General features: G+C 57.9%; 27 protein-coding genes and 1 other RNA gene. 10 read left to right on the forward strand and 18 right to left on the reverse strand.

Annotated features, from left to right (window positions below; genetic code table 11):
• Window positions 1-213: 213 nt before the first annotated feature.
• Together VGL70_24165 and VGL70_24170 are read right to left on the reverse strand one after the other, a co-directional pair.
• On the reverse strand, window positions 214-1,497 hold the full coding sequence (locus VGL70_24165; protein ID HEY3306629.1) for an aspartate aminotransferase family protein: 1,284 nt from the start codon (window positions 1,495-1,497) through the stop codon (window positions 214-216).
• A 46-nt stretch (window positions 1,498-1,543) separates the two neighbouring features.
• Window positions 1,544-3,142 (reverse strand): D-aminoacylase, encoded by a 1,599-nt coding sequence (locus VGL70_24170; GenBank protein ID HEY3306630.1) that lies wholly within the window; start codon window positions 3,140-3,142, stop codon window positions 1,544-1,546.
• 127 nt (window positions 3,143-3,269) lie between these two features.
• Between VGL70_24170 and smpB the strand changes: the two genes are divergently transcribed.
• Together smpB and ssrA are read left to right on the forward strand one after the other, a co-directional pair.
• Complete coding sequence (smpB, locus tag VGL70_24175; protein HEY3306631.1) at window positions 3,270-3,734, forward strand: SsrA-binding protein SmpB; 465 nt, start codon at window positions 3,270-3,272, stop codon at window positions 3,732-3,734.
• Between the two features lie 145 nt (window positions 3,735-3,879).
• Window positions 3,880-4,230, forward strand: a transfer-messenger RNA (tmRNA) gene (gene ssrA / locus VGL70_24180).
• A 56-nt stretch (window positions 4,231-4,286) separates the two neighbouring features.
• Here ssrA and VGL70_24185 read toward each other — a convergent pair.
• The 5 genes from VGL70_24185 to VGL70_24205 form a co-directional block, all read right to left on the reverse strand.
• Window positions 4,287-4,916, reverse strand: a complete 630-nt coding sequence (locus VGL70_24185) for a DUF502 domain-containing protein (protein ID HEY3306632.1) — start codon at window positions 4,914-4,916, stop codon at window positions 4,287-4,289.
• Between the two features lie 29 nt (window positions 4,917-4,945).
• Window positions 4,946-5,329 carry an aspartate 1-decarboxylase gene (gene panD / locus VGL70_24190; GenBank protein ID HEY3306633.1) on the reverse strand — a complete coding sequence of 128 codons (384 nt, stop codon included), beginning with the start codon at window positions 5,327-5,329 and terminating at the stop codon, window positions 4,946-4,948.
• 14 nt (window positions 5,330-5,343) lie between these two features.
• Window positions 5,344-6,192 carry a pantoate--beta-alanine ligase gene (gene panC / locus VGL70_24195; GenBank protein HEY3306634.1) on the reverse strand — a complete coding sequence of 283 codons (849 nt, stop codon included), beginning with the start codon at window positions 6,190-6,192 and terminating at the stop codon, window positions 5,344-5,346.
• A gap of 46 nt (window positions 6,193-6,238) precedes the next feature.
• Window positions 6,239-7,042, reverse strand: coding sequence for a 3-methyl-2-oxobutanoate hydroxymethyltransferase (panB, locus tag VGL70_24200; GenBank protein ID HEY3306635.1), 804 nt, complete (start codon window positions 7,040-7,042; stop codon window positions 6,239-6,241).
• A gap of 338 nt (window positions 7,043-7,380) precedes the next feature.
• Window positions 7,381-8,022 carry a deoxynucleoside kinase gene (locus VGL70_24205; protein ID HEY3306636.1) on the reverse strand — a complete coding sequence of 214 codons (642 nt, stop codon included), beginning with the start codon at window positions 8,020-8,022 and terminating at the stop codon, window positions 7,381-7,383.
• Between the two features lie 80 nt (window positions 8,023-8,102).
• Between VGL70_24205 and nagZ the strand changes: the two genes are divergently transcribed.
• Window positions 8,103-9,179: a beta-N-acetylhexosaminidase gene (nagZ, locus tag VGL70_24210; GenBank protein HEY3306637.1), complete on the forward strand. Its 1,077-nt coding sequence runs from the start codon at window positions 8,103-8,105 to the stop codon at window positions 9,177-9,179.
• On the opposite strand, the gene VGL70_24215 is transcribed toward nagZ, so the two are convergent.
• Window positions 9,164-10,507: a glutamate--cysteine ligase gene (locus tag VGL70_24215; protein ID HEY3306638.1), complete on the reverse strand. Its 1,344-nt coding sequence runs from the start codon at window positions 10,505-10,507 to the stop codon at window positions 9,164-9,166. The genes nagZ and VGL70_24215 overlap by 16 nt on opposite strands.
• On the reverse strand, window positions 10,491-11,525 hold the full coding sequence (gene mtnA, locus VGL70_24220; GenBank protein HEY3306639.1) for an S-methyl-5-thioribose-1-phosphate isomerase: 1,035 nt from the start codon (window positions 11,523-11,525) through the stop codon (window positions 10,491-10,493). Before mtnA ends, VGL70_24215 begins: the two co-directional genes overlap by 17 nt.
• 65 nt (window positions 11,526-11,590) lie before the next feature.
• On the opposite strand from mtnA, the gene VGL70_24225 reads away from it, so the two are divergent.
• Window positions 11,591-11,848 (forward strand): hypothetical protein, encoded by a 258-nt coding sequence (locus VGL70_24225; protein HEY3306640.1) that lies wholly within the window; start codon window positions 11,591-11,593, stop codon window positions 11,846-11,848.
• Between the two features lie 311 nt (window positions 11,849-12,159).
• Here the strand turns inward: VGL70_24225 and acpS are convergent, their stop codons facing one another.
• On the reverse strand, window positions 12,160-12,552 hold the full coding sequence (gene acpS, locus VGL70_24230; protein ID HEY3306641.1) for a holo-ACP synthase: 393 nt from the start codon (window positions 12,550-12,552) through the stop codon (window positions 12,160-12,162).
• Window positions 12,553-13,063: 511 nt separating this feature from the next.
• Between acpS and VGL70_24235 the strand changes: the two genes are divergently transcribed.
• Genes VGL70_24235 through VGL70_24250 form a run of 4 tightly spaced genes read left to right on the forward strand, consistent with a single transcriptional unit; the run spans window position 13,064 to window position 16,000 of the window.
• The gene (locus VGL70_24235) at window positions 13,064-13,993 is read left to right on the forward strand and encodes an ABC transporter ATP-binding protein (GenBank protein HEY3306642.1); all 930 of its coding nucleotides are present in this window, start codon (window positions 13,064-13,066) and stop codon (window positions 13,991-13,993) included.
• Window positions 13,990-14,778 (forward strand): ABC transporter permease, encoded by a 789-nt coding sequence (locus VGL70_24240; GenBank protein ID HEY3306643.1) that lies wholly within the window; start codon window positions 13,990-13,992, stop codon window positions 14,776-14,778. The genes VGL70_24235 and VGL70_24240 overlap by 4 nt, the downstream gene beginning before the upstream one ends.
• A gap of 18 nt (window positions 14,779-14,796) precedes the next feature.
• Window positions 14,797-15,288: a DUF1772 domain-containing protein gene (locus tag VGL70_24245; protein ID HEY3306644.1), complete on the forward strand. Its 492-nt coding sequence runs from the start codon at window positions 14,797-14,799 to the stop codon at window positions 15,286-15,288.
• Window positions 15,248-16,000: a 2OG-Fe(II) oxygenase gene (locus VGL70_24250; protein HEY3306645.1), complete on the forward strand. Its 753-nt coding sequence runs from the start codon at window positions 15,248-15,250 to the stop codon at window positions 15,998-16,000. The genes VGL70_24245 and VGL70_24250 overlap by 41 nt, the downstream gene beginning before the upstream one ends.
• A gap of 366 nt (window positions 16,001-16,366) precedes the next feature.
• Here the strand turns inward: VGL70_24250 and VGL70_24255 are convergent, their stop codons facing one another.
• The 8 genes from VGL70_24255 to VGL70_24290 form a co-directional block, all read right to left on the reverse strand.
• Complete coding sequence (locus VGL70_24255; GenBank protein ID HEY3306646.1) at window positions 16,367-17,344, reverse strand: ABC transporter substrate-binding protein; 978 nt, start codon at window positions 17,342-17,344, stop codon at window positions 16,367-16,369.
• A gap of 17 nt (window positions 17,345-17,361) precedes the next feature.
• On the reverse strand, window positions 17,362-18,426 hold the full coding sequence (locus tag VGL70_24260) for an amidohydrolase family protein (GenBank protein ID HEY3306647.1): 1,065 nt from the start codon (window positions 18,424-18,426) through the stop codon (window positions 17,362-17,364).
• A 360-nt stretch (window positions 18,427-18,786) separates the two neighbouring features.
• Window positions 18,787-19,089 carry a winged helix-turn-helix domain-containing protein gene (locus tag VGL70_24265; protein HEY3306648.1) on the reverse strand — a complete coding sequence of 101 codons (303 nt, stop codon included), beginning with the start codon at window positions 19,087-19,089 and terminating at the stop codon, window positions 18,787-18,789.
• A 325-nt stretch (window positions 19,090-19,414) separates the two neighbouring features.
• Window positions 19,415-20,062, reverse strand: coding sequence for a hypothetical protein (locus VGL70_24270; GenBank protein HEY3306649.1), 648 nt, complete (start codon window positions 20,060-20,062; stop codon window positions 19,415-19,417).
• Window positions 20,063-20,254: 192 nt separating this feature from the next.
• Entirely contained in the window at window positions 20,255-20,581 is a 327-nt protein-coding gene (locus VGL70_24275; GenBank protein ID HEY3306650.1) for a hypothetical protein, read from the reverse strand.
• 197 nt (window positions 20,582-20,778) lie between these two features.
• Window positions 20,779-21,378, reverse strand: a complete 600-nt coding sequence (locus VGL70_24280) for a DUF4238 domain-containing protein (GenBank protein HEY3306651.1) — start codon at window positions 21,376-21,378, stop codon at window positions 20,779-20,781.
• Between the two features lie 393 nt (window positions 21,379-21,771).
• A complete protein-coding gene (locus VGL70_24285) occupies window positions 21,772-22,152 on the reverse strand; it encodes a type II toxin-antitoxin system VapC family toxin (GenBank protein HEY3306652.1) in 381 nt (126 codons plus the stop codon).
• Window positions 22,139-22,402: an AbrB/MazE/SpoVT family DNA-binding domain-containing protein gene (locus VGL70_24290; protein ID HEY3306653.1), complete on the reverse strand. Its 264-nt coding sequence runs from the start codon at window positions 22,400-22,402 to the stop codon at window positions 22,139-22,141. The genes VGL70_24285 and VGL70_24290 overlap by 14 nt, the downstream gene beginning before the upstream one ends.
• A gap of 245 nt (window positions 22,403-22,647) precedes the next feature.
• On the opposite strand from VGL70_24290, the gene VGL70_24295 reads away from it, so the two are divergent.
• Both VGL70_24295 and VGL70_24300 read left to right on the forward strand, forming a co-directional pair.
• Entirely contained in the window at window positions 22,648-24,699 is a 2,052-nt protein-coding gene (locus tag VGL70_24295; protein ID HEY3306654.1) for an ATP-binding protein, read from the forward strand.
• 36 nt (window positions 24,700-24,735) lie between these two features.
• Entirely contained in the window at window positions 24,736-25,224 is a 489-nt protein-coding gene (locus VGL70_24300; protein ID HEY3306655.1) for a response regulator, read from the forward strand.
• The last annotated feature ends 1 nt before the right edge of the window (window position 25,225 follow it).

The raw sequence follows: 25,225 nt of genomic DNA on the forward strand, positions 1-25,225 counted from the left end.
GCCTCCGGCGATTCTTCTCTGCACTACCCGTAAAGACCCTGGTTGACGCATATGTTGCCTGAGGCCAAAAGCCTTGAAACCCGGTTTTTTCCATATTTTATGGCTGGATGTGACGCGGTGCGGCGATCACATATTATGTACTAGGCTTCAGGCCCTTAACGGCCGCGCCTTATTGTCCAGGTCGTTGCAAAATTGTCCGAGGTTTGTCGAGCGCTATAGACCCATCTGAGCAAACGAGCGATCGAGTCTTTTGAGCGCCTGATCGATTTGATCCGCGGTGACGTTGAGCGGCGGAGTGATGCGAATGACGTTGCCCGCGAGACCTCCCTTGCCGATGAGAAGCCCGTTCGTCTTAGTCGCTTCAAAAAGTCTTTTGCCGGCTTCAGGCTGTGGCTGCTTGTTCTCGCCCACCAGCTCGAGCCCCTGCATCAATCCCATGCCGCGTACGTCGCCGATGACGGGATATTTTTTCTGCAGACCCGACAGTCCATAGCGCAAGCGCTGCCCCATGAGGCGCGCGTTCTCCACCAGATTTTCTTCCTCGATGACTTCGATCGTCGCCAGCGCCGCCGCGCTTGTGACCGGATTCCCGCCGAAGGTGGAGATGCTCATCCCCTTCATGCTGTCGGCGACCTCCGGCGCCGCGATCGTCGCGCCGATCGGCGCGCCGTTCGCCATGCCTTTGGCGAAGGTCATGATGTCCGGCTCGACGCCCCAGTGCTCGATGCCGAACATCTTGCCGCCGGTGCGGCCCCAGGCGGTTTGAACTTCGTCGCAGATAAAGAGCCCGCCGTACTTGTGCACGATCGCAACGATCTCCGAGAAATATTCTTTCGGCGGAGTGATGAAACCGCCGATTCCCTGAATCGGCTCGGCGATGAACGCGGCGAGGCGGCTGGACGTAACCGACCGGATCGCCTCTTCGAGGTCCTTCGCGCACTTGAGATCACAGCTCGGATAGGTGAGCCCGAACGGACAGCGGTAGCAATACGCGTTGGGAATGTGGTGGACGCCGGGAGTCGAGGTCGGCGTCAAGCGCCAGGCGGCGTGGCCCGTCAAGCTCATCGCCAGATGGGAGCGGCCGCTGTAGCCGTGGCGCAGCGCGATCACGTCCTGGCATTTCGTGTGCAGCTCCGCCAGCAGGACCGCGGTCTCGTTGGCTTCGGTGCCGCTGTTGGTGAAAAAAGATTTTTGCAGCTTTCCCGGAGTGATTTGCGCAAGCTTCTCCGCCAGGCGCACGTGCGGCTCGTTCGGATAGAGCGTCGAGATGTGCTGGAGCTTGGCGGATTGCTTTTGCATCGCGTCGGTGACTTTTTCGTTGCAGTGGCCGACGCTGATCGTGACGATGCCGCCGAAGAAATCGAGATATTCCTTTCCTTCGGTGTCGTAGACGTACGTGCCCTTCGCGTGATCGACGACGAGCGGCTCCTCGTAGTAGTTCGCCACGCAGGAAAAAAGATATTTCCCGTGCTTGTCGATGATGTCTTGTTTGTTCATGCCGAGGCTCTCAAAAGACGGTATGCAATCCCACTAACGCTGTCAATTAAGTCGGTCGCCTTGTTTTTCCCGGCCCGTAGATCACTTTTCCAGGCCGTGCTCCGGTGTGGTTTCCTTCATCGATCACGATCGCGCCGTTGACCAGGACGTAGTCGATGCCCTTCGGATACTGTTTGGGGTTATCATAGGTCGCGGTGTCCGCCACGGCGTCGGGATCGACCACGACGAGGTCGGCCCAATAGCCTTCCCGGATCAGGCCGCGGTCCTTCAGCCCAAGCACCTGCGCCGGCAAGGAGGTCATTTTTCGGATAGCGTCTTCCAGCGCCAGCGTCTTTTCTTCGCGGGTATATTTTCCCAGCACCCGCGGGTTGGTGCCGAAACTCCGCGGGTGCGGTTTGCCCGGATAGTCGAGATTGAGCGCGCTGCCATCGGAGCCGATCGACACCCAGGGGACGCGCATGACCGTTTTCACGTCCTCTTCGGACATCGTGTGGTGCACGCCATAGATGAAATTTCCTTCCTTGTAGATGAGATCGAAACAGGCGCTCAGAGGATCCTCGCCGCGGATCGCGGCGATTTCCGCGACGCTCTTGCCCTCGAAACGTTTGAGCGCGGGAGTATCGAAGCGGGCGGCGACGATGCCTTCCCACCCGCCATGCTCGTTGACGTATTGATCGAACTCCGGGTCGCCGCGCACGCGCGCGCGAAAACCGGGATGGTTGAATTGCGGGATCACCTCGGCCACCGAAGCGTTCTGCACCCAGCGCGGAAAAAGCCTGCGCCAGGGATGCTGCATCGCGGTGTAGGGATACTGATTGGCGGTGACGTCGAGCCCTTCGCGACGCGCCTCCTCGATCTGCGCGATCACTTCGCGCACTCTGCCCCAGTTGCTCTTGGCGCGGATCTTAAGGTGATAAATGTGGAGGGGGATTTCCGCTTCGCGCGCGACGCGAAGCGCCTTCTCCAGCTCTTCCATGATATCGAAGCCTTCGCTGCCGAGGTGAACGCCGTAATACCCGCCGTAGCGTTTCACCACCTTCGCCATCGCCGTGACTTCGTCCGGATTTTCCGGTCCCCTGGCGTGCCACGCCGCTGTCAGTCCCAGCGCGCCCTCCTCCATCGCCTGCGCCACCATCCGGTTCATCCGCTCCTGTTCTCTCACCGTTGCGGCGCGCTCGTTGAACCCGACGACGATTCTCTTGATTTGCTGCGGCGAAACCCCCGAGGCAACGTTGATCGCGACGCCGCTCTTCATCAATTTTCGGAAATATCCGGTGAAGCTCTCCCAATCCGTTTCGATTTTGTTGCGGCGCCGGTGCTCCGCGCGATACTCCTCCAGCACCGCGCCCTGAAGCGGAGCGACGGTCTGGCTTTCACCGATGACATCGAGCGTGACCCCCTGGCGCACCTTGCTCTCGGCATTACCATCGGCGACCAGCGGCTGATCGCTATGCGTGTGCATATCGATGAAGCCGGGCGTGACCACGCGATGAGAGGCGGAAATGGCGCGGCGGCCGGAATTCGGCCCGACTCTTCCAACGGCGGCAATTTTACCATTCTTTACCGCGACGTCGCCAAGAAACCAGGGATTCCCCGTCCCGTCGATTAACCGGCCACCGTGAATGACCAGATCGTAAAGAGCCATAGCGATGTCCGCTGTCGGAGCCCTATCATCGTTGGCGGCGGCGGACAAGATTCATGGGACAGCACCGATATGACTCAGTCAAGCGGCGTTTCATACTCCGGGTTTAAATTGGTACAATGCATTCCTTATGGCCTCGCCCAAAGAGGAGAAGGACATTTGCGTCAATCGCCGGGCCCGGCACGACTACTTCATAGAGGAGACCTACGAGGCCGGCCTTGTTTTGCAGGGCAGCGAGGTCAAGTCGCTGCGCGACGGCAAGGCCAACCTGTCGGACAGCTATGCCCGGATAATGCGCGGCGAGTGCGTTCTCTTGAACGCGCACATCAGCCCCTACGACGCCGCCAGCCACTTCAATCACGAGCCGACGCGCACGCGCAAGCTCTTGCTGCACAAGCGGGAGATCCTCAGGCTCTCGGGCAGGGTGCGCGAGAAAGGGTTGACCCTGGTGCCGCTCCGGCTATACTTTAAGAACGGCAGAGCGAAAGTCGAGCTGGGTCTGGCGAAGGGGAAGAAGCTTTACGACAAGCGCGAAACTCTGCGCAAGAAAGCCGCCCAGCGCGAAGTCGAAAGATCTTTGAAATCACGAAACTAATTGAGCCGAGCAGCGAGCATAACGAGGCCCGAGTTCCGAGCCGATCCTTCGGCTTGGCTCAGGACAGGCCGAGACGTACTCTTTTTCTACGTCGAGGAAGGCGAGGAGCGAGAACGAAGTTAGGCGACGCTTATCGGCGCCAAATGGGGGCGAAATGGGTTCGACGGGGGTGCCAAGTCAAGGAGGCATGCCGGGGTTCTGTTGTCCCGTTAAACAAACAGACTGCACTTAACTGCAGATAATTTCGAGTACGCCCTAGCTGCCTAATCGCAGTTAGCGTCTTACCGGCCTTCTCCCACGGGGTCGGATAAGGCGTCATTTAGTGGGATGGGCTGATTCTCCTGCCGGAGGGGATGAGGCCGAGATTCAAACCGGCTGGTTCCTGAAAAGCCTGTCGCTGGGCGCTTTAGGGACGAGATTAAATCAGCGGCTAAGCATGTAGTTCTCTTTGGTGTAACGCTTTCGGACGGGGGTTCGATTCCCCCCGCCTCCACCATTCGACTCGCTTTGCTCGCTCATGGCAGGCCATTCGACTCGCAAGAAAGATAGCGCTCACTTCGGGCCGACGAGCAAAACTTTCTCTTCCGGACTGATCATTCCGCCCGAGACGATGAGCTTGAACGCCTCCTCGGGCGTCATCTCGAGCGTCACGATGTCCCGCTCCGGAACGAGCAGATAAAATCCCGCCGTTGGATTGGGCGTGGTGGGGACGAAGATGTTGACGAGCCGATCTTCCGAATGTTTTGCAAGCTCTCCAGCCGCGTAGCCCGTGGCGAAACCGACGGTGAAAATCCCTTTGCGCGGATACTCGAACAGGACCACCCTTCTCCCATCCTGTTCCGGACTGAAAATAGTTTCGACCAGCTTCTGCACGGAAGTGTAGACGCCGCGGAAGACCGGAATGCGAATGAGGAGGCCGTCCCACACGCGGAGCACTCTGCGCGTGAACACGCCGGTGGCCAAAAAGCCGAGGAATAGGATCAGCAACAACGTGATCAGCGCGCCTAGGCCCGGAACGGCGAATGGTAGATAGGTGGAAGGATGGAGCGACGCGGGGAGAATATCGAGCAGGCTGTCCATCAGGCCGATGATCCAGCCGAGCAGCCAGACGGTGATGACCAGCGGGAGAAGCACCAAAAGCCCGGCAAAAAAGTAGCGCCTGAGCCTTTCCTTGAGAGTCATCCGAGCCGTCCTCTTGATCTCGACTTCGGCTAGCCGGCCGAAACCGATCTCAATTCGCCCCGCTTCTCGCGGATGCGGTTGCGCCCGTCGACGAAGACGACGTGGGGCCGGTGCTTCACCGCCTCTTTCTCGTCCATCCACGCGAAGCCGGCGACGATGACGACCTCGCCCTTTTTAATCCGGTGCGCCGCCGCACCGTTGATGCAGATGTCGCCGGAGCCGGCGGCGCCGGGTATCGCGTAGGTCGTAAGACGCGCGCCGCTGGTAAGGCTCCAGACCTGCACTTGCTCGTGCGTTAGAATGTGCGCCGTCTCCATCAAGGCCGCATCGATGGTGATGCTGCCCTCGTATTGGAGGTCGGCGTCGGTGACGGTTGCACCGTGGATCTTCCCTTTGAGCATACAAGTTTGCACGATGCACTCCTCCTCTATGTCTTAAGCAGTGTGTTGTCAATTAATCTGGTTCCGCCGACCCGGACGGCCAACGCCAGAACGGCCCCGCTGCCTTGGATTTTCGCCACTTCCTCCAGAGTTTCAGGATCGCACACTCTGGCATACTCGATCCGCGCCAGCGGCTCTTTCTCGATCTCGGCGCGCACGGCGGCGATAACACGCCTGCTTTCTCTTTCGCCTTCCTCGACCATCGACTCCGCGCGCCGGAGCGAGCGGGAGAGACTCAGCGCCGCCGCTCTCTCAGCCGGGCTCAGATAACGGTTGCGCGAGCTGAGCGCGAGGCCGTCTTCATCGCGCACGATCGGGCAGCCCACGATTTCCACGTCGTAGTTTAAATCTTCGACCATTCGGCGGATAAGCTGGGTCTGCTGGTAATCTTTGGCGCCGAAGATCGCCGCATGCGGCCGCGCGATGTTGAAGAGCTTGGCGATAACCGTCGCGACGCCGCGAAAATGTCCCGGGCGAAACTCCCCGCAAAGCAGCGGGGCAAGCTTCTCGACCTCGACAAAAGTTTGGTAGCCTTCCGGGTATATCTCCTCCACCGTCGGGTGAAACAAAACGTCCGCCTTCTCTTTCTCAAGCATTTCCCGGTCGCGCTCGAAGTCGCGCGGATAGGCGGCAAAATCTTCGCCCGGGCCGAATTGAGCCGCATTGACGAAGAGCGACACGATCAATCGCTCGCCGCTTTTTTTTCCCTCGCGAACGAGGCTCAGATGGCCTTCATGGAGCGCACCCATCGTCGGCACCAGGACGATGCGCCGCCCGGCGCGCCGCTCTGCCTCGCTCCACTCTCTCATCTCTTGGATGCTTTCGATGACGCGCATGATTCCTTTTCTGACTACCGCCTACAACCTATCGCCTACCGCCTTTTTAATGGAACGAATGCTCGTCGTCCGGGAAACTCCCGTCTCTCACCTCGGCGATGAAACGCTTCACGGCGTCTCCCATGATGCCCTTAAGATCGGCGTACTGCTTGACGAACTTGGGCGTGTACATGTCGAAGAGGCCGAGCATGTCGTGAACCACGAGGACCTGGCCGTCGCAGTGCATGCCCGCGCCGATGCCGATTGTCGGAATCGAGAGCCGCTGGGTGATCTCCTTCGCCAGCTCCAGAGGAATGCCTTCCAGGACGACTGAGAAAGCCCCGCCCTCTTCCACGGCGAGCGCGTCGCGAACGATCCGCTCTCTCGCTTCTTTCTTTTTGCCCTGGACTTTGTAGCCGCCGAAGCTGTGAATCGACTGCGGCGTCAAGCCGACGTGGCCCATGACCGGTATTCCCATCTCGACGATCGCTGCGATCGTTTTAAGCATCGGCTCGCCGCCTTCGATCTTTACCGCCTCGGCGCCGCCCTCGCTTAAAAATCTTCCCGCGTTGCGCTTCGCCTCCTCGATGCTGACCTGATACGAGAGAAACGGCATGTCGCCGACGAGCAGAGCGCTCTTGCGCCCGCGCGCCACGGCCCGCGTATGATAAATCATCTCTTCCAAAGTGACGGGCAGTGTGCTGTCGCGCCCCTGGATCACCGAGCCGACGGAGTCGCCGACGAGCAGGATATCGATCCCGGCCTCGTCCAAAACCCGCGCGAACGAGTAATCGTAGGCGGTCAGCACGGCGATCTTTCGCCCCGCTTGTTTCATCTTGACGATTTCAGGCACGGTGACTTTGTCAGCCATGTTAACAATCCCTCCCACACCCGACCTGCTAAGTCCTTCGAAATTCCTGACCGTCGAGAAGGCGGCGATGGCAAGGCGGAGCTAGGGATCGCACCGGAGCGTACTTCCCTCACCCTTCCCTCTCCCTCGCCGGGAGAGGGCTAGGGAGAGGGGAGAAGATGGATGCGAACCCGAAGCGACAACGCAGCAAGCGCCCCTTATCGACGGTCAGGCCTAAAATAAAAAAGCCTCCCGGACTAGATCCGGAAGGCCATTAAGATGCTCGCAGCCCGCAGTAAGTCGTTGCTTACTGCCTTCTGCCTACTGCCACCTTCTTATGGCGTCCGTCTCAGTCCAGATTACCTGGATCCAAGCGGTATATAATGTTGCGTCCCGGAACCCATGCTGTTGATTTCGCGGATCAAGTCAGCCAGATCTTGACTGCTCTGAACGAAATCGATCTCGGATGTGTTCACCACCAGAAGCGGGCTCTCGTCGTAATGGAAGAAGAACTGGTTGTAAGCTTGAGCCACCTCTGTAAGGTATTCCAGGGAAACGCCTCTTTCATAGCTCTTATCTCTCTTTTTGAGCCTTTTGTAAAGGACGTCGGGCCGCGCCTGCAGGTAAACCACGAGGTCGGGCTTGGACAGACGCGGGTCAAGGAGCTGATAAATCTGGTGATATAAGCCGAGCTCTTCGGCGCTGAGCGTGAGACTCGCGAATATCTTGTCCTTGGCGAAGAGGTAGTCGGAGACCGTCGCCTGACTGAAAAGCTCCTGCTGGATCAGCTTTCGCTGCTGCTGATAGCGGCTGAGAAGAAAGAATAGCTGGTTTTGAAAGGCAAAGGTTTCGCGGTCTTGATAAAACTTGGCGAGAAACGGATTATCTTCGACCGTCTCGAAGACGGTGCGCGCCTGGAACTCGGCGGCGAGCATTTTCGCCAGGCTCGTCTTCCCCACACCGATCGGCCCCTCGACCACGATGTACTTTTTGTTCGCCATCCAGGCTCAAGAATTTACACAAAGGCCGAAAATTTGTCCAGTTTTTCTTTGCATCGGTCCTTTATGTTATAGTCCACCGCGTGTCAGAGCTGAGAAAAAAAATCGGCCAGATGTTCATGGTCGGTTTCACGGCGAACGAGATCGGCGCGGGGGAACGGAAGCTGTTCCAAGATTATCCTTTCGGCGGCTTCATTTTTTTCAGCCACAACTTGAAAACCCCGAAGCAGATTCTTTCTCTCTGCCGCTCTCTCTGGCAAACAAGCGGGGCGGTCCCGCCGTTGATCTCCATCGATCAGGAAGGCGGGCGCGTCCACAGGCTGCCGCCGCCGTTCACCCATTTTCCGGCCGCGGCCGACCTCGGCCGCGCTGGCAATACCGACCTTGCCTATCGCACCGGCTTAGCGATGGCGCGCGAGCTGTCGGCCGTGGGCATCAATCTCGACTTCGCTCCGGTTCTCGACGTCCGCTCGAACCCAAACAATCCGATCATCGGCGACCGCTCGCTTAGCTCCGATCCCGAAGTAGTCACGCGGCTCGGCCGGGAAGTCATTCGCGGCTTGAGAGAAGGCGGCGTTATCCCCTGCGTCAAGCATTTTCCCGGCCACGGCGACACGGCGGAGGATTCGCACGTCGAGCTTCCGGTGGTGAAAAAAAGTCTCGACGAGCTGAGATCGGTCGAGCTTCCTCCCTTCGTTTGCGCCTGCCGCAACCAGGTGGAAACGCTGATGACCGCCCACGTCCTCTATCCGGCGCTCGATGAAAAATTCCCGGCGACGCTTTCTGATCGAATCATTGGCAACCTGCTGCGCGGCGAGCTGGGATATGACGGCGTCGTTTTCAGCGACGACCTGGAGATGAAGGCGATCGGCGACAATTATTCCGTCGAAGAGACGGCCCGGCTCGCAGTGCATGCCGGCATCGACGTGCTTCTTTTCGGCCATGAAATCAATCGCGCCGTCACGGCTTTCGATTTTCTCTGCCGCGAGGCCGAGCGCGACGAAGCGCTACGCGAGCGCGTCGAGCAAAGCTATGGGCGAATCCAGAAGCTCAAGCGCCGGACACTGAAAGCCTTTTCCGGCGCGCGGGAGAAAGAGCTGGAAAATTCGATCGGCGGGCCGCACGAAAAAATCGTCGAAGAGATTCAGGGCAGCCGGTAGGCGCTGTAGTCGATGAGCTTCTTGATATCGTGCTGAAGTTCGCCTTCCCACTTTTCGACGAGGAGATCGGCGGGGCATTTTCCTTGCACCACCAAATCGCGAAGCGGCTTCAAGTACATCGTCTCGTCTTCGCCGTTCTCGTTCAGCGCCGCCTGGCGTTTGAGGCCTTCCCAGGCGATCTGAATCAGCTCTTTGGCGAGATCGGCGGCCGAGAACTTGCGCACGCGCGCCGCGAGAGCGTGGCGGTGCGAGTCGTGATAGAACTGCATCCGTTCATCCCAGGAGTAATCTTTGACGAGATCCCACGCCGCCTGGAGGCAGTCGGAATCGTAGAGCGTCCCCTTGATGAGCGCGGGCAAGGCCGGCATCAGCTCCGGCGGCTGGCTGTCCGCGGAGCGCACCTCCATGTAGCGCTTGATCCTCACCTCGGGAAAAAGCGTGGTCAAATGCAGCTCCCAGTCCTCGATCGTCGCGGTGTGTCCCTCGTGGCCGTAGGTCCAGAAGCGGCGGAACGGAACGCCGGCAAAGTCGACATACTTGCCGTCGCGGATGATCAAATACATCGGCACGTCGAGCGCGTACTCGACGTAGTGCGCGAAAGAGACGCCCGGGTCGAAAGCGAAGCGCAGCAAGCCGCAGCGCGCTTTGTCCGTGTCCGTCCAGATGTGGCCGCGAAAACTTTTATAGCCGTTCAGCCGCCCCTCGGAGATCGGCGAGTTGGCGAACATCGCCGTGATGAGCGGCGCCAGCGCCATTGCAGTTTTAAATTTCGCCATCGCCTCTTTTTCGTCGCTGTAGTCGATGTTGGCCTGGACCGTCGCGGTCTGCTTCATCATCCGCTGCCCCAAGGTGCCGACCTTCGGCATGTACGGTCCCATGATGCGGTAGCGCTTCTTCGGCACCCACTCGATCTCTTCCACCGTGCTTACCGGCTGGATGCCGAGGCCGAGAAAGACGACGTTCATCCGCTTGGACACCTCCAGCAGCTCGCGCCGGTGCTGCGTGAACTCGGCCTCGGTGCAGTGGATGGTCTCGCAGGGCTCGCCACTGAGCTCGATCTGCCCGCCCGGCTCCAGAGTGATTTGCGCGTTGCCCCGTTCGAGCGCGATGACGTGCCCGTCCTCTTCGATCGGCTGCCAGTTGTATTCCTCGATCAGCGCCTTGAGAATCGCCTCGACGCCGCCGGGGCCGGAATAGGAAATTGCCCTGGCGCTGTCGCGCCGGATGCCGATCTTCTCGTACTCCGTGCCGACGCGCCACTTGGGGCGCGGCTTGCCCGAGTTGTGAAAAAACTCCTCGAGCTCCCGCGTGTTACGAGTGTCGGACATAGGGACGGATGTTCTGCGCGAAGGGCGGCGTGATCACGCCCTTCTCCGTGATGATCGCCGTGACCAGGTCATGGTGCGTGACGTCGAACCCGGGGTTGAGAATGCGGACTCCGCGCGGGGTGATGGCGCGGCCGAAGATGTGGGAGATTTCGCGCGGATCCCTCTGCTCGATCGGCACCTCCGCGCCCGAAGGACATTTGCCGTCGATCGTGGAAGTCGGCGCGGCCACGTAAAATGGAATGTTGTGGCGCCGCGCCATGACGGCGATGCCGTAGGTCCCGATCTTGTTGGCCACGTCGCCGTTGGCCGCGATCCGATCCGCGCCGACGACGACCGCGTCGACTTTGCCTTTCTGCATCGCGTAACCCACCATGCTGTCGCCGAGAAGCGTCACGGGAATTTTATCTTTCTTGAGCTCCCAGGCCGTGAGCCGCGCGCCTTGAAGAAACGGCCGGGTCTCGTTGGCCAGGACTTCGACGTTTTTCCCGGCCTCTTTCATCGCGCGCACGACGCCGAGCGCCGTGCCGTATCCCGCCGTGGCCAGCGCCCCCGCGTTGCAGTGCGTCATAATATGCAAGGAGTTGCCGAGCAGCTTGGCGCCGAATTTTCCGAGCTGCCGGTTGGCGGCGATATCCTCCTGGTAAATTTTAACCGCCTCGTTTTTCAAGAGTTGTTTGACGACTTCGACTCCCTGGCTTCGTGTTTCGGTATAGATGCGGCGCATCCGCTCGAGCGCCCAGAAAAGATTGACCGCCGTCGGCCGGGTTTTTTCCATCGTGCGGAAGATGCGCTCGATCTCGCGGTCGAAATTTCTCCCCTTCACCCACAGCGCCCCCAGCGCCACGCCCATCGCCGCCGCCACACCGATGGCCGGCGCGCCGCGCACCACCATGTCGCGGATCGCCTGGGCAACGCCCTCGTAGTCGCGGTAGGTGCGGTAGATCTCTTTGTTGGGAAGGAGCCGCTGGTCGAGCATGACGACATGGTTGTTATTCCATCGTATGGTTCTTACGGCCATGGCCATGCTTCCTATTTCTGCGGAGGCTGAGTATAGTAAGCCCGCGAAGGGAGCGTCAAGAGCCGATGAACTTTCACGCGATTTTGGGTTATCTCTCCGGCGTTTATTTCATTCGACCGGACCTCGATGCGACGACACTGTTTCGCACGACGGCTCTCGTACACGTTCTCGACGCCATTCTCTGCGGCCTGATCGCCGGCCAAAGCGGCCGGAGCAAAAAAATTTGGACCGCGGCCGGTCTCTTCTTCGGCATCTGGGCTTTGGCGACGATCTTCGTCCTCCCCGCCAAAAAAAATAACCTCGTGCGTCCTACTGGTTGTTGAAAGACCACTCCAGGCCGGTCAGAAAGGTTCCAGCTAGAAGGCGCGCGAAGAATCCCGAGCGCAGGCGTACTTTTTTCAGTACGTCGCATAGCTCGCCACCGGCGAGCGTCAAGATTGTCGCGATTCGAGCGCAACTATTATAACGCCGGCCTTGGGAGTGTCTCGAAGGTCCGATGCGTGGGACGTGAAGCATCAAGCGTACCCCTAAAATACTATCCGCTCTTCGAGACAGCGTAACCAAACTGTATCGCATCGGACCGGAGAGATGCTCCCGGGGCCGGCTATGCCGATGGGCCTTTGTGGCCGGCCTGTCAATCATCTTGCGCCAGAACATAGGCGAGCGCATGATCGTTCGTGTGTGTGATCGAGACCAATAAACGGCGGATGCCGATTTTTTCCGCGAACGCGGACGTATGGTTGTGCAGCGCGATCTCGGGCTTACCTCGCGGCCCGCGCACGACTTCGATATTCAACCAGCTCACCCTTGAGCCCCATCCTGCGCCGAGCGCTTTCATCGCCGCCTCTTTGGCGGCGAAGCGGCCGGCGTAGCTCTGATATTTGCCGCGGCCTTTTTTGGTCTCGCAATAGGCGATCTCGCTTTCGGTGTAGACCCGGTCGCGAAACCGCTTGCCGATCGCGCTGTCCTCCAGGGCGCGTTGGATGCGCGCGACCTCGATCATGTCCACCCCGACGCTCACGATCATGGTTCGAGTTCCCTCACCATGACCCTGAGCCCAATCGAATGGGTCATCCGATCAAGTCTGCCTCCCAGCCGCAAAAGTGTCAACGGGGCCATGCCGGCGTTTGATTTTCCCCGGAGACTCCCACAGACTTTAATATCCGACCATTATTTTGTAAGGTCTTCAGGCTTTTGTGTGGGTAAGCAGGCCAACGCTGTTCCAGTTCGTGGTAATGAAGGTATCGGATGTTGCACCGCGGATCAGCATCAGGCTGATCAGCCACAACTTTCAAGGCTGAGGCGCTGAGGTCGCGTCCTTCGACTAAGCTCAGGATGCGCGGCTATGAAGAATTCCGCTCGTGGTGATCCCTCGACAAGCTCGGGACTAAAGGCGCGGTCGAGGGAGCCTGCCCTGAGCGAAGCCGAAGGGTCGAACCATGCGAACTCTGCGTCTTTGTGGTGGATAGTCCTTCACCGTAAACCCGGAAGAACCATTTTGTATGGGACCATCGCTGCGATCACGCTGAGACGCTCGGATGCCGCCGCCGATCATTTCCATATCGCACCTGACCAAGATCTACGCTTCGGGACTTCAGGCGTTGAAAGGCGTCGACCTCGAAATTCGCAAGGGCGAGATTTTCGCCCTGCTGGGTCCCAACGGCGCCGGCAAGACGACCTTGATCAACATCGTCTGCGGCATCGTCACGGCGTCGGGAGGAACAGTGAGCGTCGCCGGCCACGACATCGTCCGCGAGTATCGCACTGCCCGGTCGAAGATCGGCCTGGTGCCGCAGGAATTGCACACCGACATGTTCGAGACCGTGTGGGCCACGGTGAGCTTCAGCCGCGGGCTTTTCGGCTACCCGCCGAATCCGGCGCACATCGAAAAAGTCCTGCGCGACCTCTCGTTGTGGGAGAAACGCAACGCCAAGATCATGACGCTATCGGGCGGCATGAAGCGGCGCGTGCTGATCGCTAAGGCGCTGGCGCACGAGCCCGAGATTCTGTTCCTCGACGAGCCGACGGCGGGCGTGGACGTCGAGCTGCGCCGCGACATGTGGGCGCTGGTGCGGCGGCTCCGCGACGGCGGCGTCACCATCATCCTTACCACTCACTACATCGACGAGGCCGAGGAGATGGCCGACCGCATCGGCGTGATCCACAAGGGCGAGCTGATCGTGGTCGAAGAGAAAATCGAGTTGATGAAAAAACTCGGAAAGAAACAGTTGACTCTCCATCTGCTGGAACCGTTGATTTCAATTCCGTTGGAGCTGAGCGACTGGCGCCTGGCGCTGAAAGCCGCCGGCCACGAGCTGGAATACACCTTCGACGGCAACGAGGAGAGCACGGGGGTTCCGGCGCTGCTCAAGCGCTTGAGCGATCTCGGCATCGGCTTCAAGGACCTGAATACTCAGCAGAGCTCGCTGGAGGACATCTTTGTGAGTTTGGTGAGCGAACGCAAATGAGCTCGGCAACGAAGCCATCGGTATTCAACACATCCGGCGTCTGGGCCATCTACAGGTTCGAGATGGCGCGGGCCATGCGAACGCTATTGCAAAGCGTGGTCACACCGGTGATCACCACCTCGCTGTATTTCGTGGTCTTCGGCGCCGCGATCGGTTCGCGCATGGCCCAGGTGGACGGCGTGGCTTACGGCGCGTTCATCGTGCCGGGGCTGATTATGCTGTCGCTCCTAACCCAGAGCATCTCCAACGCTTCGTTCGGCATCTATTTCCCGAAGTTCACCGGCACGATCTACGAGCTCTTGTCGGCGCCGATTTCCTACGTGGAGATCGTCATCGCGTACGTCGGGGCCGCGGCGACGAAGTCGATCGTCCTGGGACTGATCATCCTGGCCACGGCGTCGCTGTTCGTGCCGATTCACATCCGTCACCCGGTCTGGATGATCGCCTTTCTCATGTTGACGGCGGCGACTTTCAGCCTGTTCGGCTTCATTATCGGCGTCTGGGCAAAGAGCTTCGAGCAGCTCCAGTTCATTCCCCTGCTGATCGTGACGCCGCTCACGTTTCTCGGCGGCGCCTTCTATTCGATCGACATGCTGCCGCCGCCGTGGCGCACCGTCACCTTGTTCAACCCGGTCGTCTATCTGATCAGCGGCTTCCGCTGGAGCTTCCATGAGACGGCGGACGTGAGCGTAGCCGTAAGCCTGGGGATGACGCTGGGATTTTTCTTGATCTGTCTCGCAGTAGTAGGATGGATTTTCAAAACGGGATATCGGCTGAAGAGTTAAGGATGAAGGAGAACTCGCATGGCTCGAGAGGTAGCTCAAATTCTCGCAACTTTGTGCTGCGGTGTTTTCTTTGGAGCGGCTCTCTACATCTCGCTGGTGCAGCATCCGGCAGCTTTGGAGACGGGAGGCGAGTTCGCTGCGCGTTTCTTTCCGCCGATGTACGCGCGGGCTTCGGTCATGCAAGCGAGCCTCGCAATCATGGGAACGATTGCAGCGCTGGGTGCGTACCTCTTGGGCGCGGGTCGTGCCTGGCTGTTCGGTGCCGTTCTGCTGGCCAGCGTCATCCCGTTCACCTTCCTTGTGATCGACCCTGTCAACCAACAGCTCAAGACGATCGATCCGTCTGCCGATCGCGCCGTAGAGCTCTTAATCCGATGGGACCGCCTCCACTTGGCTCGAACCGTCGCGAGCGGACTATCGTTTGTAATGTGTCTTGTCGGTATTGTTCGACGAGAATCTGACTACCCCCATGAAGCAACTCACATGCAAAGGAGACGAAGGCGCGGCTGAGGCCTCCGGCACAAGTCTCAAGCTAGACGTTGACTGGAAGCAGGCCGTGGCTCAGCTTGATCAACGCGGGTTCGCGCTGCTCAAGGGCATGCTCTCGCAAGACGAGTGCGAAACCCTCGCCGCGAGTTACGACGACGACGAACAATTTCGCTCGCGCATCGACATGTCCCGTTACGCTTTCGGCCGGGGCGAGTACAAATATTATAAATACCCGCTGCCTCCGATCGTGCAGCAGTTGAGATCGTCGATGTATCCGCATCTGGCGCCGCTGGCCAATCAATGGCTCGACCGGCTCGGGAGCAAGCAGCCGCAGTACCCGAAAGAATTAACGGACTTCACCCGGCAATGCCACCGCGCCGGACAAAAACGGCCGACGCCGTTAATGCTGAAGTACGGGCCGGGCGATTTTAATTGCCTGCACCGAGATCTATACGGCGAGCTTTTCTTTCCTTTTCAAGTCACTTTCTTTTTGAGCCAGCGAGAGAAGGATTATACAGGCGGTGAATTCGTGCTGGCAGAGCAGCAGCCGCGCCGGCAATCGCGAATCGAAGTGCTGGCTCCAAACCAGGGCGATGCGGTGATCTTCTCCGTCGACCATCGCCCGATCCGCGGCGCCCGCGGCTATTACCGAGCCCACCTGCGCCACGGCGTTAGCACGGTGCGCTCGGGCAGCAGATACACTTTGGGAATCATTTTTCACGATGCAAAGTAGACCCATTGTCCGACGGTAGATTCAATTGTATTTTATGTGCCCTGAAGACGACCATCGATCCCGCCGGCAGATTGGTGATCCCGAAGGATATTCGCCGCGAAGCCGGGAGGGCCGCTCGATATTCGTTGGGAGAACGGCACGATCGCCATTACTCCCGCTCCGTTGCCCGTCAAGCTCGAACGCAAAGGGCGGCTCCTTGTTGCGGTCCCGGCAAAGGATACGCCGCGTCTCTCTGCGGAGACCGTCGAGCGCACCCGTAAAAGATTGCGGCAAGAACGATCCGCCGACTCGACCTAAGCATGCCGGGCGCATTCCTTCCCGATATAAGCTGCATGATCGCGGCCGTATGTTCGTGGCAGTAATCCGCTAAAGACCTAATTCCTTCTGAGCTTGCTTGATGTAGCTCTGGTCGACGTATTTTTCCGGCGACGGTAAAGGTTCTTTCAGTACACCGTCTCTGGCCTGAACTTCGATGTTCACCTTCAATCCTTCGAGGATCACGCCGCCGTCGATCGGGAAGACCTTGTTTTTGGTGAAGTAGTCTATTCCTCTTCGAGCATAAGGTTGCTTGACACCCATTTCGCTGATGAACAATTCCGTCGCTTGCCCGGGCTGCTCGTGAATCCAACGGAGCGCCCGGATATGGGCCTTGAGAAATTTGACCACGGCGGCGCGGTTCTTCTCCGCCCATAAAGGATTTACCGTGAGGCCGTTGAATTGATACACGGGAATCGCTTCCACCGTATCGCCCAGCCGATTGAATCCCTGATCGATCGCGATATCCGAATACGGAATACCGAGCACTGCGCCCGCGAGCGCCCCGGTTTCCAGCGCCGTCAACCGCGCGGCGGTGCCCCCCGAGATAACGGTCATGGCAAAGTCGCGCGGGTACTCAAGCCCTTTGCTCTTGAGATAATCCAACAAAATCGAAGTCGCGCCGCCTCGCAGGCTCGACACCCCGAGCCTGGCGCCCTTGAGGTCCTCGATCTTCTTGTACGCCTTGCCGCCAACGAGAACGTAAGGAGCCGCGTTGTCCACTCCGGCGATCACCTTGAGATTTCCACCTTTCTCATTGATGACGATGGTCGCGTCGGCATTCAAGCTGCCGAAATCGATCTCCCCCGCGAGCAGCGCCGCGAGCTGAACATCGCTCCGGCCGATCAAAACCAAGTCAACCTTCAGGCCTTCCGCCGCGTATAACCCTCTCTTCTGCGCCGCGTAGAAAGGAAGATAGAACAGCGTCTTCGAGGTCATCCCGACCTTCAGCGCTTGCGCCGCAGACGTGGAAGCAAAAAGGCCCAAGCCGAAAAGAACCGGCAGGACGGAAGCGAGAATCCGTTTCATAGCCAGACCTCCTTAAGCTACAAGCTGTAAAACGCACGGGAGTTGGTCCCAAGAATCTTGTCGGCTTGAGCATTGGTGATCCTGCCCTCGTCCACCCAGCCGCGGACTTCGTCCAGCGCGCTCAAGTTGGCCGAGATGTCGGTGTGGCTGTAATCGGTGCCGATCATCAGGTTATCTTCGGTACCGAATTTCAGCAGCGACTCGATATCGTCGATCGGGTCGATCGTGACGAACAGCCGGTTGGCGCGGAACAATTCCGGTTCCAGTTCATACAGGCGCGGCAACCGGCTCTGTCGACCGCGCAGCGATTGGCGTTTCACCGCCCCCAACTGCGAGACCGCATAGGGAATCCAGGAAGCTCCCGACTCGATGAGCCCGAACCTGAGTTTGGGGAATTTTTTTGCAAGGCCGGAGCTTACCAGCGCGGTGAAGGAGTAGATGATCGGGAAGCCCCTGTCCCACTCGGTACCCGGAAGCGGATGGCCCGTGTGGATGCACAGAGGCAGGTCGAGCGCGCTCGCCTCCTCGTAGACCGGAAAGAAATGCGGGTCGATTACCTTCCTGTCAAGATCGAATCCCCGTTTGAAGACGCCGGAGGCGCCGTGCTCTTTCGCCCAACACAATTCTTCGACCGCCTTGTCGGGCCGAAGCAGCGGCAGCACGGCCGCCCATCTGAGCCGCCCGTTTGTTTGCGCGCATTTCCCGGCAATCCAGCGATTGTAGGTGGTGGTCAACGCCCATTCGGCCTCCGCGTTACGGGTGTTATAGCGGATGAAAAAGGTCGGGAAGATAACCTGCACGTCGACGCCCATCTTGTCCATGTGCGCGAGACGGCCCGGCACGTCCTCGAGCTCCCGCAGGACGCGCGGCGGATGGTTGACGTCGTCGCGGATGGCGCGGTTCTGTAGCCTGCCTTCCACCACCCAGCAGCGGCTGTTTGTCGGGGTATAGCCGGCCCGTCTGGCTTCATCCGGCGGCATCTCAATGGTTACCGGTGTGTACTTTACGTACGGCGTGCCTTCCAACTTCTTCCAGGTGTCTTCGGACTCATCGACATGCGTATCGGCATCGATCGTCGGCATCGGAACGGCTCCTATTCTTCATAATGAAATATGCTTTGCCCGTTTCGCGTGCTCCATAAAAGCAATTCACCCACAACGATCCAATATAATTCGACCCTCCGTCTTTGTATACAACCGGCGAAACTGCGAGGCTAGATTCTCTGACGCATGAGTGATCGCTGGCGGGCTCTAAGGATAGAAGCCGGTCGCAAGTCTCGACGATCCTTCATGGCACAAGCCGAGATTCGATATGTTCATTTCCAGCGCTCAGATGTGGGACATCATGCATCCGGACTTGCCTAAGTTCCCCGAGGGCCCGCCGCAAAAAAATTAGCCGACCCGTCCAGGGTGTTTGTTGCTAAGTTGCGCAAGTACGCAACATCACCTGGAAGACGACGCGGAGTCGACAAAGGCGAAGAGCGCTCGGAGAACTTGGCGGATTTCTCGCGGATGCTTCAAGCGGTATAGGGCCCGCATTTTGGAGTCGCTGTCGTATCGCACAACCTCGGCAAGGCGTAAGGCGCCCAACGTATGGCTGATGCGCGACAAGCTTCGGCTGAGCGCCCGCGCGCGCTGGCTCGGGCTCATCTCACGGTTCTCGAGCAGCAACTCAACGATCGCGAAGGCAACGGGATTTCCAAACACGCGGCACAGACGCGATTGCCTGTAGCTCTTTTCTTCCACGCCGCCCCGTTTACCACGTTCAGGGAATTTCTGAAACAGTGTATGTTGCTAAGTTGCGCAATTGCGCAAGTACGCAACGTGCGACGGTGAGAGTCCGATGCCGGAGAGGCTGACCCTGAAAGTTGCCAACGGGCTTTGTCTTAGCCGAGAAATGTGTCTTGAGAGACTAGTGAACCATGTGATAAATAAGCTTGCCTTCGGTGGCATCACACGTTAGGACTGAGCGGAACGTGTTGCAACCAAGAGGGAAACCGACTAAATCATCTAGAACGGAGCAAAATGCCTACTGTGGTAACCAAGCGTCATCGCTTGAAATTGGGCCCAATTAATTAACATCATACCCTAGCTCTGCTCGTAGGTCCCCCTTCTCATTGAAGACTTTCAAACCAGAGGTTCCTTGATCCATGCCTATTAGCGTTCTCAGCTTACCGTCGGGTCCAGCGAACTGTAGTGAGGTCCCCTCTGCATTAGAGCCGAATACTCCTCGTGGTTTCCCTTCCGCATCGTGCAAGATGAACTTATAACCTGCTTCTTGTTGGCTCATTTGCGCCTGTAGAGTTCCCTTCGCATCATACATCAGAATAGTTGGTCCTGTGCTGTCATTTACTACAAATACCAGCCGGACTTTTCCGTTCTTATCGGCAAGCGTTACGCCAGCGCCATCCTTAGCAACTTGGAATGACGCCTGTGGATTTGCCTCCGTATCGTAAAGTGTAATACCTGGCCCCATAGTCTCATGTACTCCAAATCCCAGCCGAACTTTTCCGTTCTTATCGTTTAAAATCGCCTTAGGCCCATCCGGACCGCCACGGAATAACATCCGGGGTCTTGCATCTCCGTCGGTGATTATTAGATTTTCGGTCGTGATCACTTTCTGCGCATTGGCTTCCGGCGTCTGCTTGGACGATTGCCGAGAAACAAGGAAGGCAACTACCGCTGATAACAAGACAGAGATCAGAATAGTTTCAATCATTTATAAAACCCCCTTTTTTGAGCGCTAGCTAATCCACATTCGCCCCCTACCCGCGAGAGCCGGATTCTTTCACCAAGGCAACAAATTCGTCAATAAGAATCTTCTTGCTTTGGGCGCGCGTAGGGCTACAGTTTAAGTCAGCGTCTGGGGCTAGCTTGGCCAGCGAAAAGCCGGGGGTCAGAGAAAGGGGACCTATTCACCGGAATCTTTTTTCTTAGCCCGGTCTTTTTCAAGCGCAATACGGAATGTTTCCTCTAATTCCTTTACCTCTTCGACTTTCTGCGCGTATTCCTCAGGTGTTTTGGGCTGACGCCCAAATTCATCTTGAAAATAGTAGCTTCCATCTTTCATCCGTACGTACGTCTTAGCGGCAAACTCTCCTATCTCGTGTTTTGATGGCAAGAGAAACCGGCCAAGTTTGTTCCAGGCTGTGGTTTTCAGATAGCGTTCTGGGAATAGATCTTCTTCATTACGGCCAGCAATATAACGATGGGCGCGTGACTTGATAATGTAATTCACTTCTCGGACCTCATGTTCCGCTAGCTTTCGTCCACGGATACACAAGGTATAGTTAACCCGTGAAGAATCAAAATACCGTGGGTTAGTACGAGGCTTCCTAGCTTTTATGGACCCGGGACTCTGTGCCCATTCCACGTGAGTAAGAATAAAAAGTCTGTGTTGATCAAACGGGAATAAGGTTTGCGTACCAATCCAATCTAGCAAGGGGTCCAGACCATCCTGGGGTCTGAAGGAAAGACGTGACTGTTAAACAAGGTCACCGGATGATCCGAAAGAATGAATTTCACGAAAGAGTTTTCGGCCGAGACGATCTCCAGAACGCTTTCTGTCCACATCACGCAATGCATAGTACGAATACGCTGCATTCTATACATCAACTCTTCCTGACTATTCGCACGCGTCAAGAACTTTACAAAGTGTAGTCCTTTGGGTGTTCGCAATCTCAAAGCATCCATAAACCCATACATGTATCCATAGGTAGAATGTACGGTCTCCCAATCTTCGGCGATATAGGCATCAATAGCCGTCTTACCGTCGCGGTCGATTGCGCCAAATAGCATTCGCTCAATTTCGTCATTTGGTGCTCCAAGCCAACGCGTGGTGTAAAGGTCGTTTTCGAAGAAGATGGATTTCGGCCCTTTTGTTGAAATCTGTCGTCCAGACGCACTACTGCCGTCCCCTCTAGTGAACTTCGGCGGCTGTAGATCCAAAACCTTGAAAGATGTTTGCCCTGGTGCGAGAAATCTCCGCTGGTACCATTCTGGGACGTAATGATGTCTGTGGCTCTGTTGGACCATCTCCCCGCCTCTTTGCGATAGGTATCGGGTCTGACATAACAATCATTACAATCTTTGTTTTTGCAATCCGATACCAAAATTTGCCCGTGTGCCGGGACAATGACTCCTTGTTCTCGCCGATCGATTAACTTGCAATCAGGATCCGATATAACTCGCTGACATTACTAAGCTCCTATCTCGCGCTGCGACAGTGTGTAATTGCAACACCTGGCCCCGCTCCCACTCACACCCAGCCCTCCACCCCGCTCGCTACCTCTTCAGCTTGGCGCGCTCCAGCGCGAGCGCGGATACGTGCACGATGCCGTCATGGAATGTGGCCGTTTTGAATTCGGGGCGCGGATCGCGGGGAATTGGCGGTGCCTTTGTAGAGCTTCAACGCGCCGTGTGGTCTGCCTACAATCTTTCAGCTCCCTTGAGCTTTCCAAGAGCTCGGTCAAAGGTACCCAAAGGAACGTGGCCGGCTTTCCGAGCTACTTCGAGGATCAAACAGTCGGAGAACCCCAGCGCTGGACGGCGACGGTAGTGCTCCAGCGCGGCGGTGACAGTACCGGAGTCCTGGATCGTAAGATCTCTGTGACGCAGGAGCATCTCGACGGCGGTCGCTATTTCCGGGTGGGCGAGCTCGTATACGGCGGCAAGAACCCACGTTGCCTCAATGAGGACCAGCGTCGATACCCACGCGCCTTTGCTAATGAAAGATTCCGCAGCGGCGACCTGCTTCCCGTCGTCGCGCGTGACAAGACGAACCAAAACATTCGTGTCAACGGCGCGCATGCTTGGCTTTCATGTAGCGCAGCACCCCTTTATCGAAATCTTCCAACTTCTTCGGGCCGGGGGAGCGTTTGGGAAAGACCGCTCGGTGAATATCCTCCGAGGAGTACCGTCCGGCTTTGCGAACGACGACCGCGTCGCCTTCCTCATCCCACTCCAAAACCGAGCCAGGACCAACGCCGAGTTTTCGTCGCACCTCGGCAGGAACGGAAATTTGACCCTGGGCTGTAACTTTTGATTGTGCGAGTGCCATAGATGTTAATTACCATGGTAATGAATGGCCGTCAATCGGCGCTCGGCGGAACCATACGACGGGGAACGATTCATCGCCGCGGCAAATTTTGCCGGTCCGCTGGCAAGTTTTTCAAACGCCTATCCAGCGCGCCGTCGAGCATCTTGTCTCTTACATCATATCAGCACGGAAAACAGCAAGTTAGAAAACTTCCTTCTCTATGGTACGAGGTTTGCTCCCAGCAAGATACCTTGGGGGTGTGACAGATGGCGACAAGAGCATCCTTCGAAGTCGGCGGCGCGATCCTTCGCGCTCTAACGAAAGCGCGCAAGGCCGGCGCCTACGTCGTTTATCAACGCACGGTGCCGCTGCTGGCGTTTATCTTCTGCGTCGGAGTGGCGGCCATACTTTGGCATCTTTCCCGGCTGTCCTCCAATCTCGTTCAGTCGGGCGCGCTGCAGGGCACCGCGATCTATTCTCAGTCGATTACCGATCTGCGCACGTTCTACGGCTCCGAGGTCGTTGATCGGGTCAGACCCTACGGCATCGAGGTGACCCACGACTACGCGGCTAAGAAAGCCGCCATACCGATCCCTGCGACGTTCACCATCGAGTTCGGCAAGCATATCGCCGAGAAAAACTCCGGCATGGAGATTCGGCTATACAGCGACTATCCGTTCCCGTTCAGGAAAGAGGGCGGGCCGAGAGACGCCTTCGAGAAGGAAGCGCTCGCCTACTTGAGGCAACATCCCGACAAGACTTTTTTCCGTTTCGAGGATTTTCAGGGCCGGCCGTCGCTCAGATACGCGACCGCGGTCCAAATGAAGGCCGGCTGCGTCGCGTGCCATAACAGCCACGCCGAAAGCCCGAAGACCGACTGGAAAGTGGAAAACGTCAGGGGGGTTCAGGAAATCATCCAGACGCTGGATAGCGCCGTCGCGCAGACCCGCTCGGGCTTGACCGAGACGTTCGTGCTGTTGAGCACGATGGGTCTTTTGGGAGTGGGCGGTCTGGCGCTCGTCGTCGGAACGATGCGCAAGAAATCGGCGGAGCTGGAGCAGCGGGTGAGCGAGCGCGCGTCCGCGCAAGCGCGTCTGGCTGCGCTCCACGAGATCAATCTCGCCAGCACGTCCACTTTGGATCTCAGAGCGGTATTGAACTTGTTGCTGGAAAAAACCGACGACCTGCTTCCGGTCATCGCGGCGACAACCGTACGGCTCTTCAACAAACAAACCGGAAAATTGGAACCGGTCGCCTGCTGGAACCTGGATGAGGAGCAATGGAAGGCGGAGACGAAGAACGGCGGCAGTCTCATTCGAATGCTGCCGGAGAGCAACTCCCCGCTCATGGTCCTAAACGCCCAGACGGACCCGCGATCCCTGGCCTCCGAGTTTTTGCGCAGGCAGGGATTGGTCTCGTTTCTAAGGGTCCCCTTGACGGCAAAGAACGACACGTTGGGGGTGATCACGTTTTTTACCAAAGTAGAGCACCGTTTCAGCGATGAAGAAATAGATTTTCTCTCGACTGTCAGCGGCCAGGCGGCCATCGCCATTCATAACGCGCAGCTTTACGAGGAGACCGCTTCGGCCAAGCGAGAGCTGGAGGACGCGAACAACACGCTTAAAAAACAGGCCGTGGAGCTGGCGCGTTCCAACGCCGAGCTGGAGCAATTCGCCTATGTCGCCTCACATGACCTGCAAGAGCCGCTGCGCATGGTCGCGAGCTATACCCAACTCCTGGCCAGGCGGTATCGGGGCAGGCTCGACGGCGACGCCGACGAGTTTATCGCGTACGCGGTCGATGGCGTCACCCGCATGCAGAGCCAGATCCAGGACCTGTTGAACTATTCAAGGTTAGGAAAGAAGGAAACGGATTTCGAGTCCACGGATTGCTCCGCCGTTTTGGACCGCGCGCTCGTCAACCTCAAGGTTGCGATCGAGGAGAGCGGAGCGAAGGTCACCAGCGATCCGTTGCCGGCGGTGGCGGCCGACGGCAATCAATTGGTGCAACTGTTTCAGAATCTCATGAGCAACGCCGTCAAATTTCGCAATCACGAGCCGCCGCTCATTCACGTCTCCGCCAAGCGCAGCGGCAAAGAATGGGTTTTCTCGGTCCACGACAACGGCATCGGCTTCGAGCCGCAATTTGCCGAGCGCATCTTTGTCATCTTCCAGCGCCTGCACGCGAAGGGCGATCATCCCGGCACGGGCATCGGTCTCGCGGTTTGCAAAAAAATCGTGGAACGCCACGGCGGACGCATCTGGGCGGAAGCGGAACCGGGCCAAGGGGCGACTTTTTATTTTACGATTCCAGCGTAAAAACCAGATCCTATTATTTAAGGAGGCAGACGAAAGATGGTGACCGCCGCAAATGGAAGACCCGTCGAGATCCTGCTCGTCGAAGACAATCCGGGCGATGTTCGGCTGACGAAGGAGGCGCTGAAGGAGGGCAACCTGCTGAACCGGCTGAGCGTGGTCGGCGATGGCATGGAAGCCTTAGCCTTTCTCCGGCGCGAAGGAAAGTTCGCCGGCTCGGCGCGGCCGGACATGATTCTTCTCGACCTGAACTTGCCGAAAAAGAGCGGCCTCGAAGTGCTGGCGGACGTCAAGGCCGACGAAGATCTGAGACGCACGCCGGTGGTGGTCCTGACGACCTCTCAGGCCGAGCAGGACATCATCAAGAGTTACAATCTCTACGCCAACTGCTACATCAGCAAACCGGTCGATCTCGGAGAGTTCATGAACGTGGTCAAATCGATCGAGGAATTCTGGCTCACGGTCGTCAAGCTGCCCTGCGATGGGGATTGGGTATGGACGGCGAGCCGGCCGAAGCCCGTGGGTTGAA

The sequence above is a fragment of the Candidatus Binatia bacterium genome, assembly GCA_036504975.1.
GTDB lineage: Bacteria > Desulfobacterota > Binatia > UBA9968 > UBA9968 > JAJPJQ01.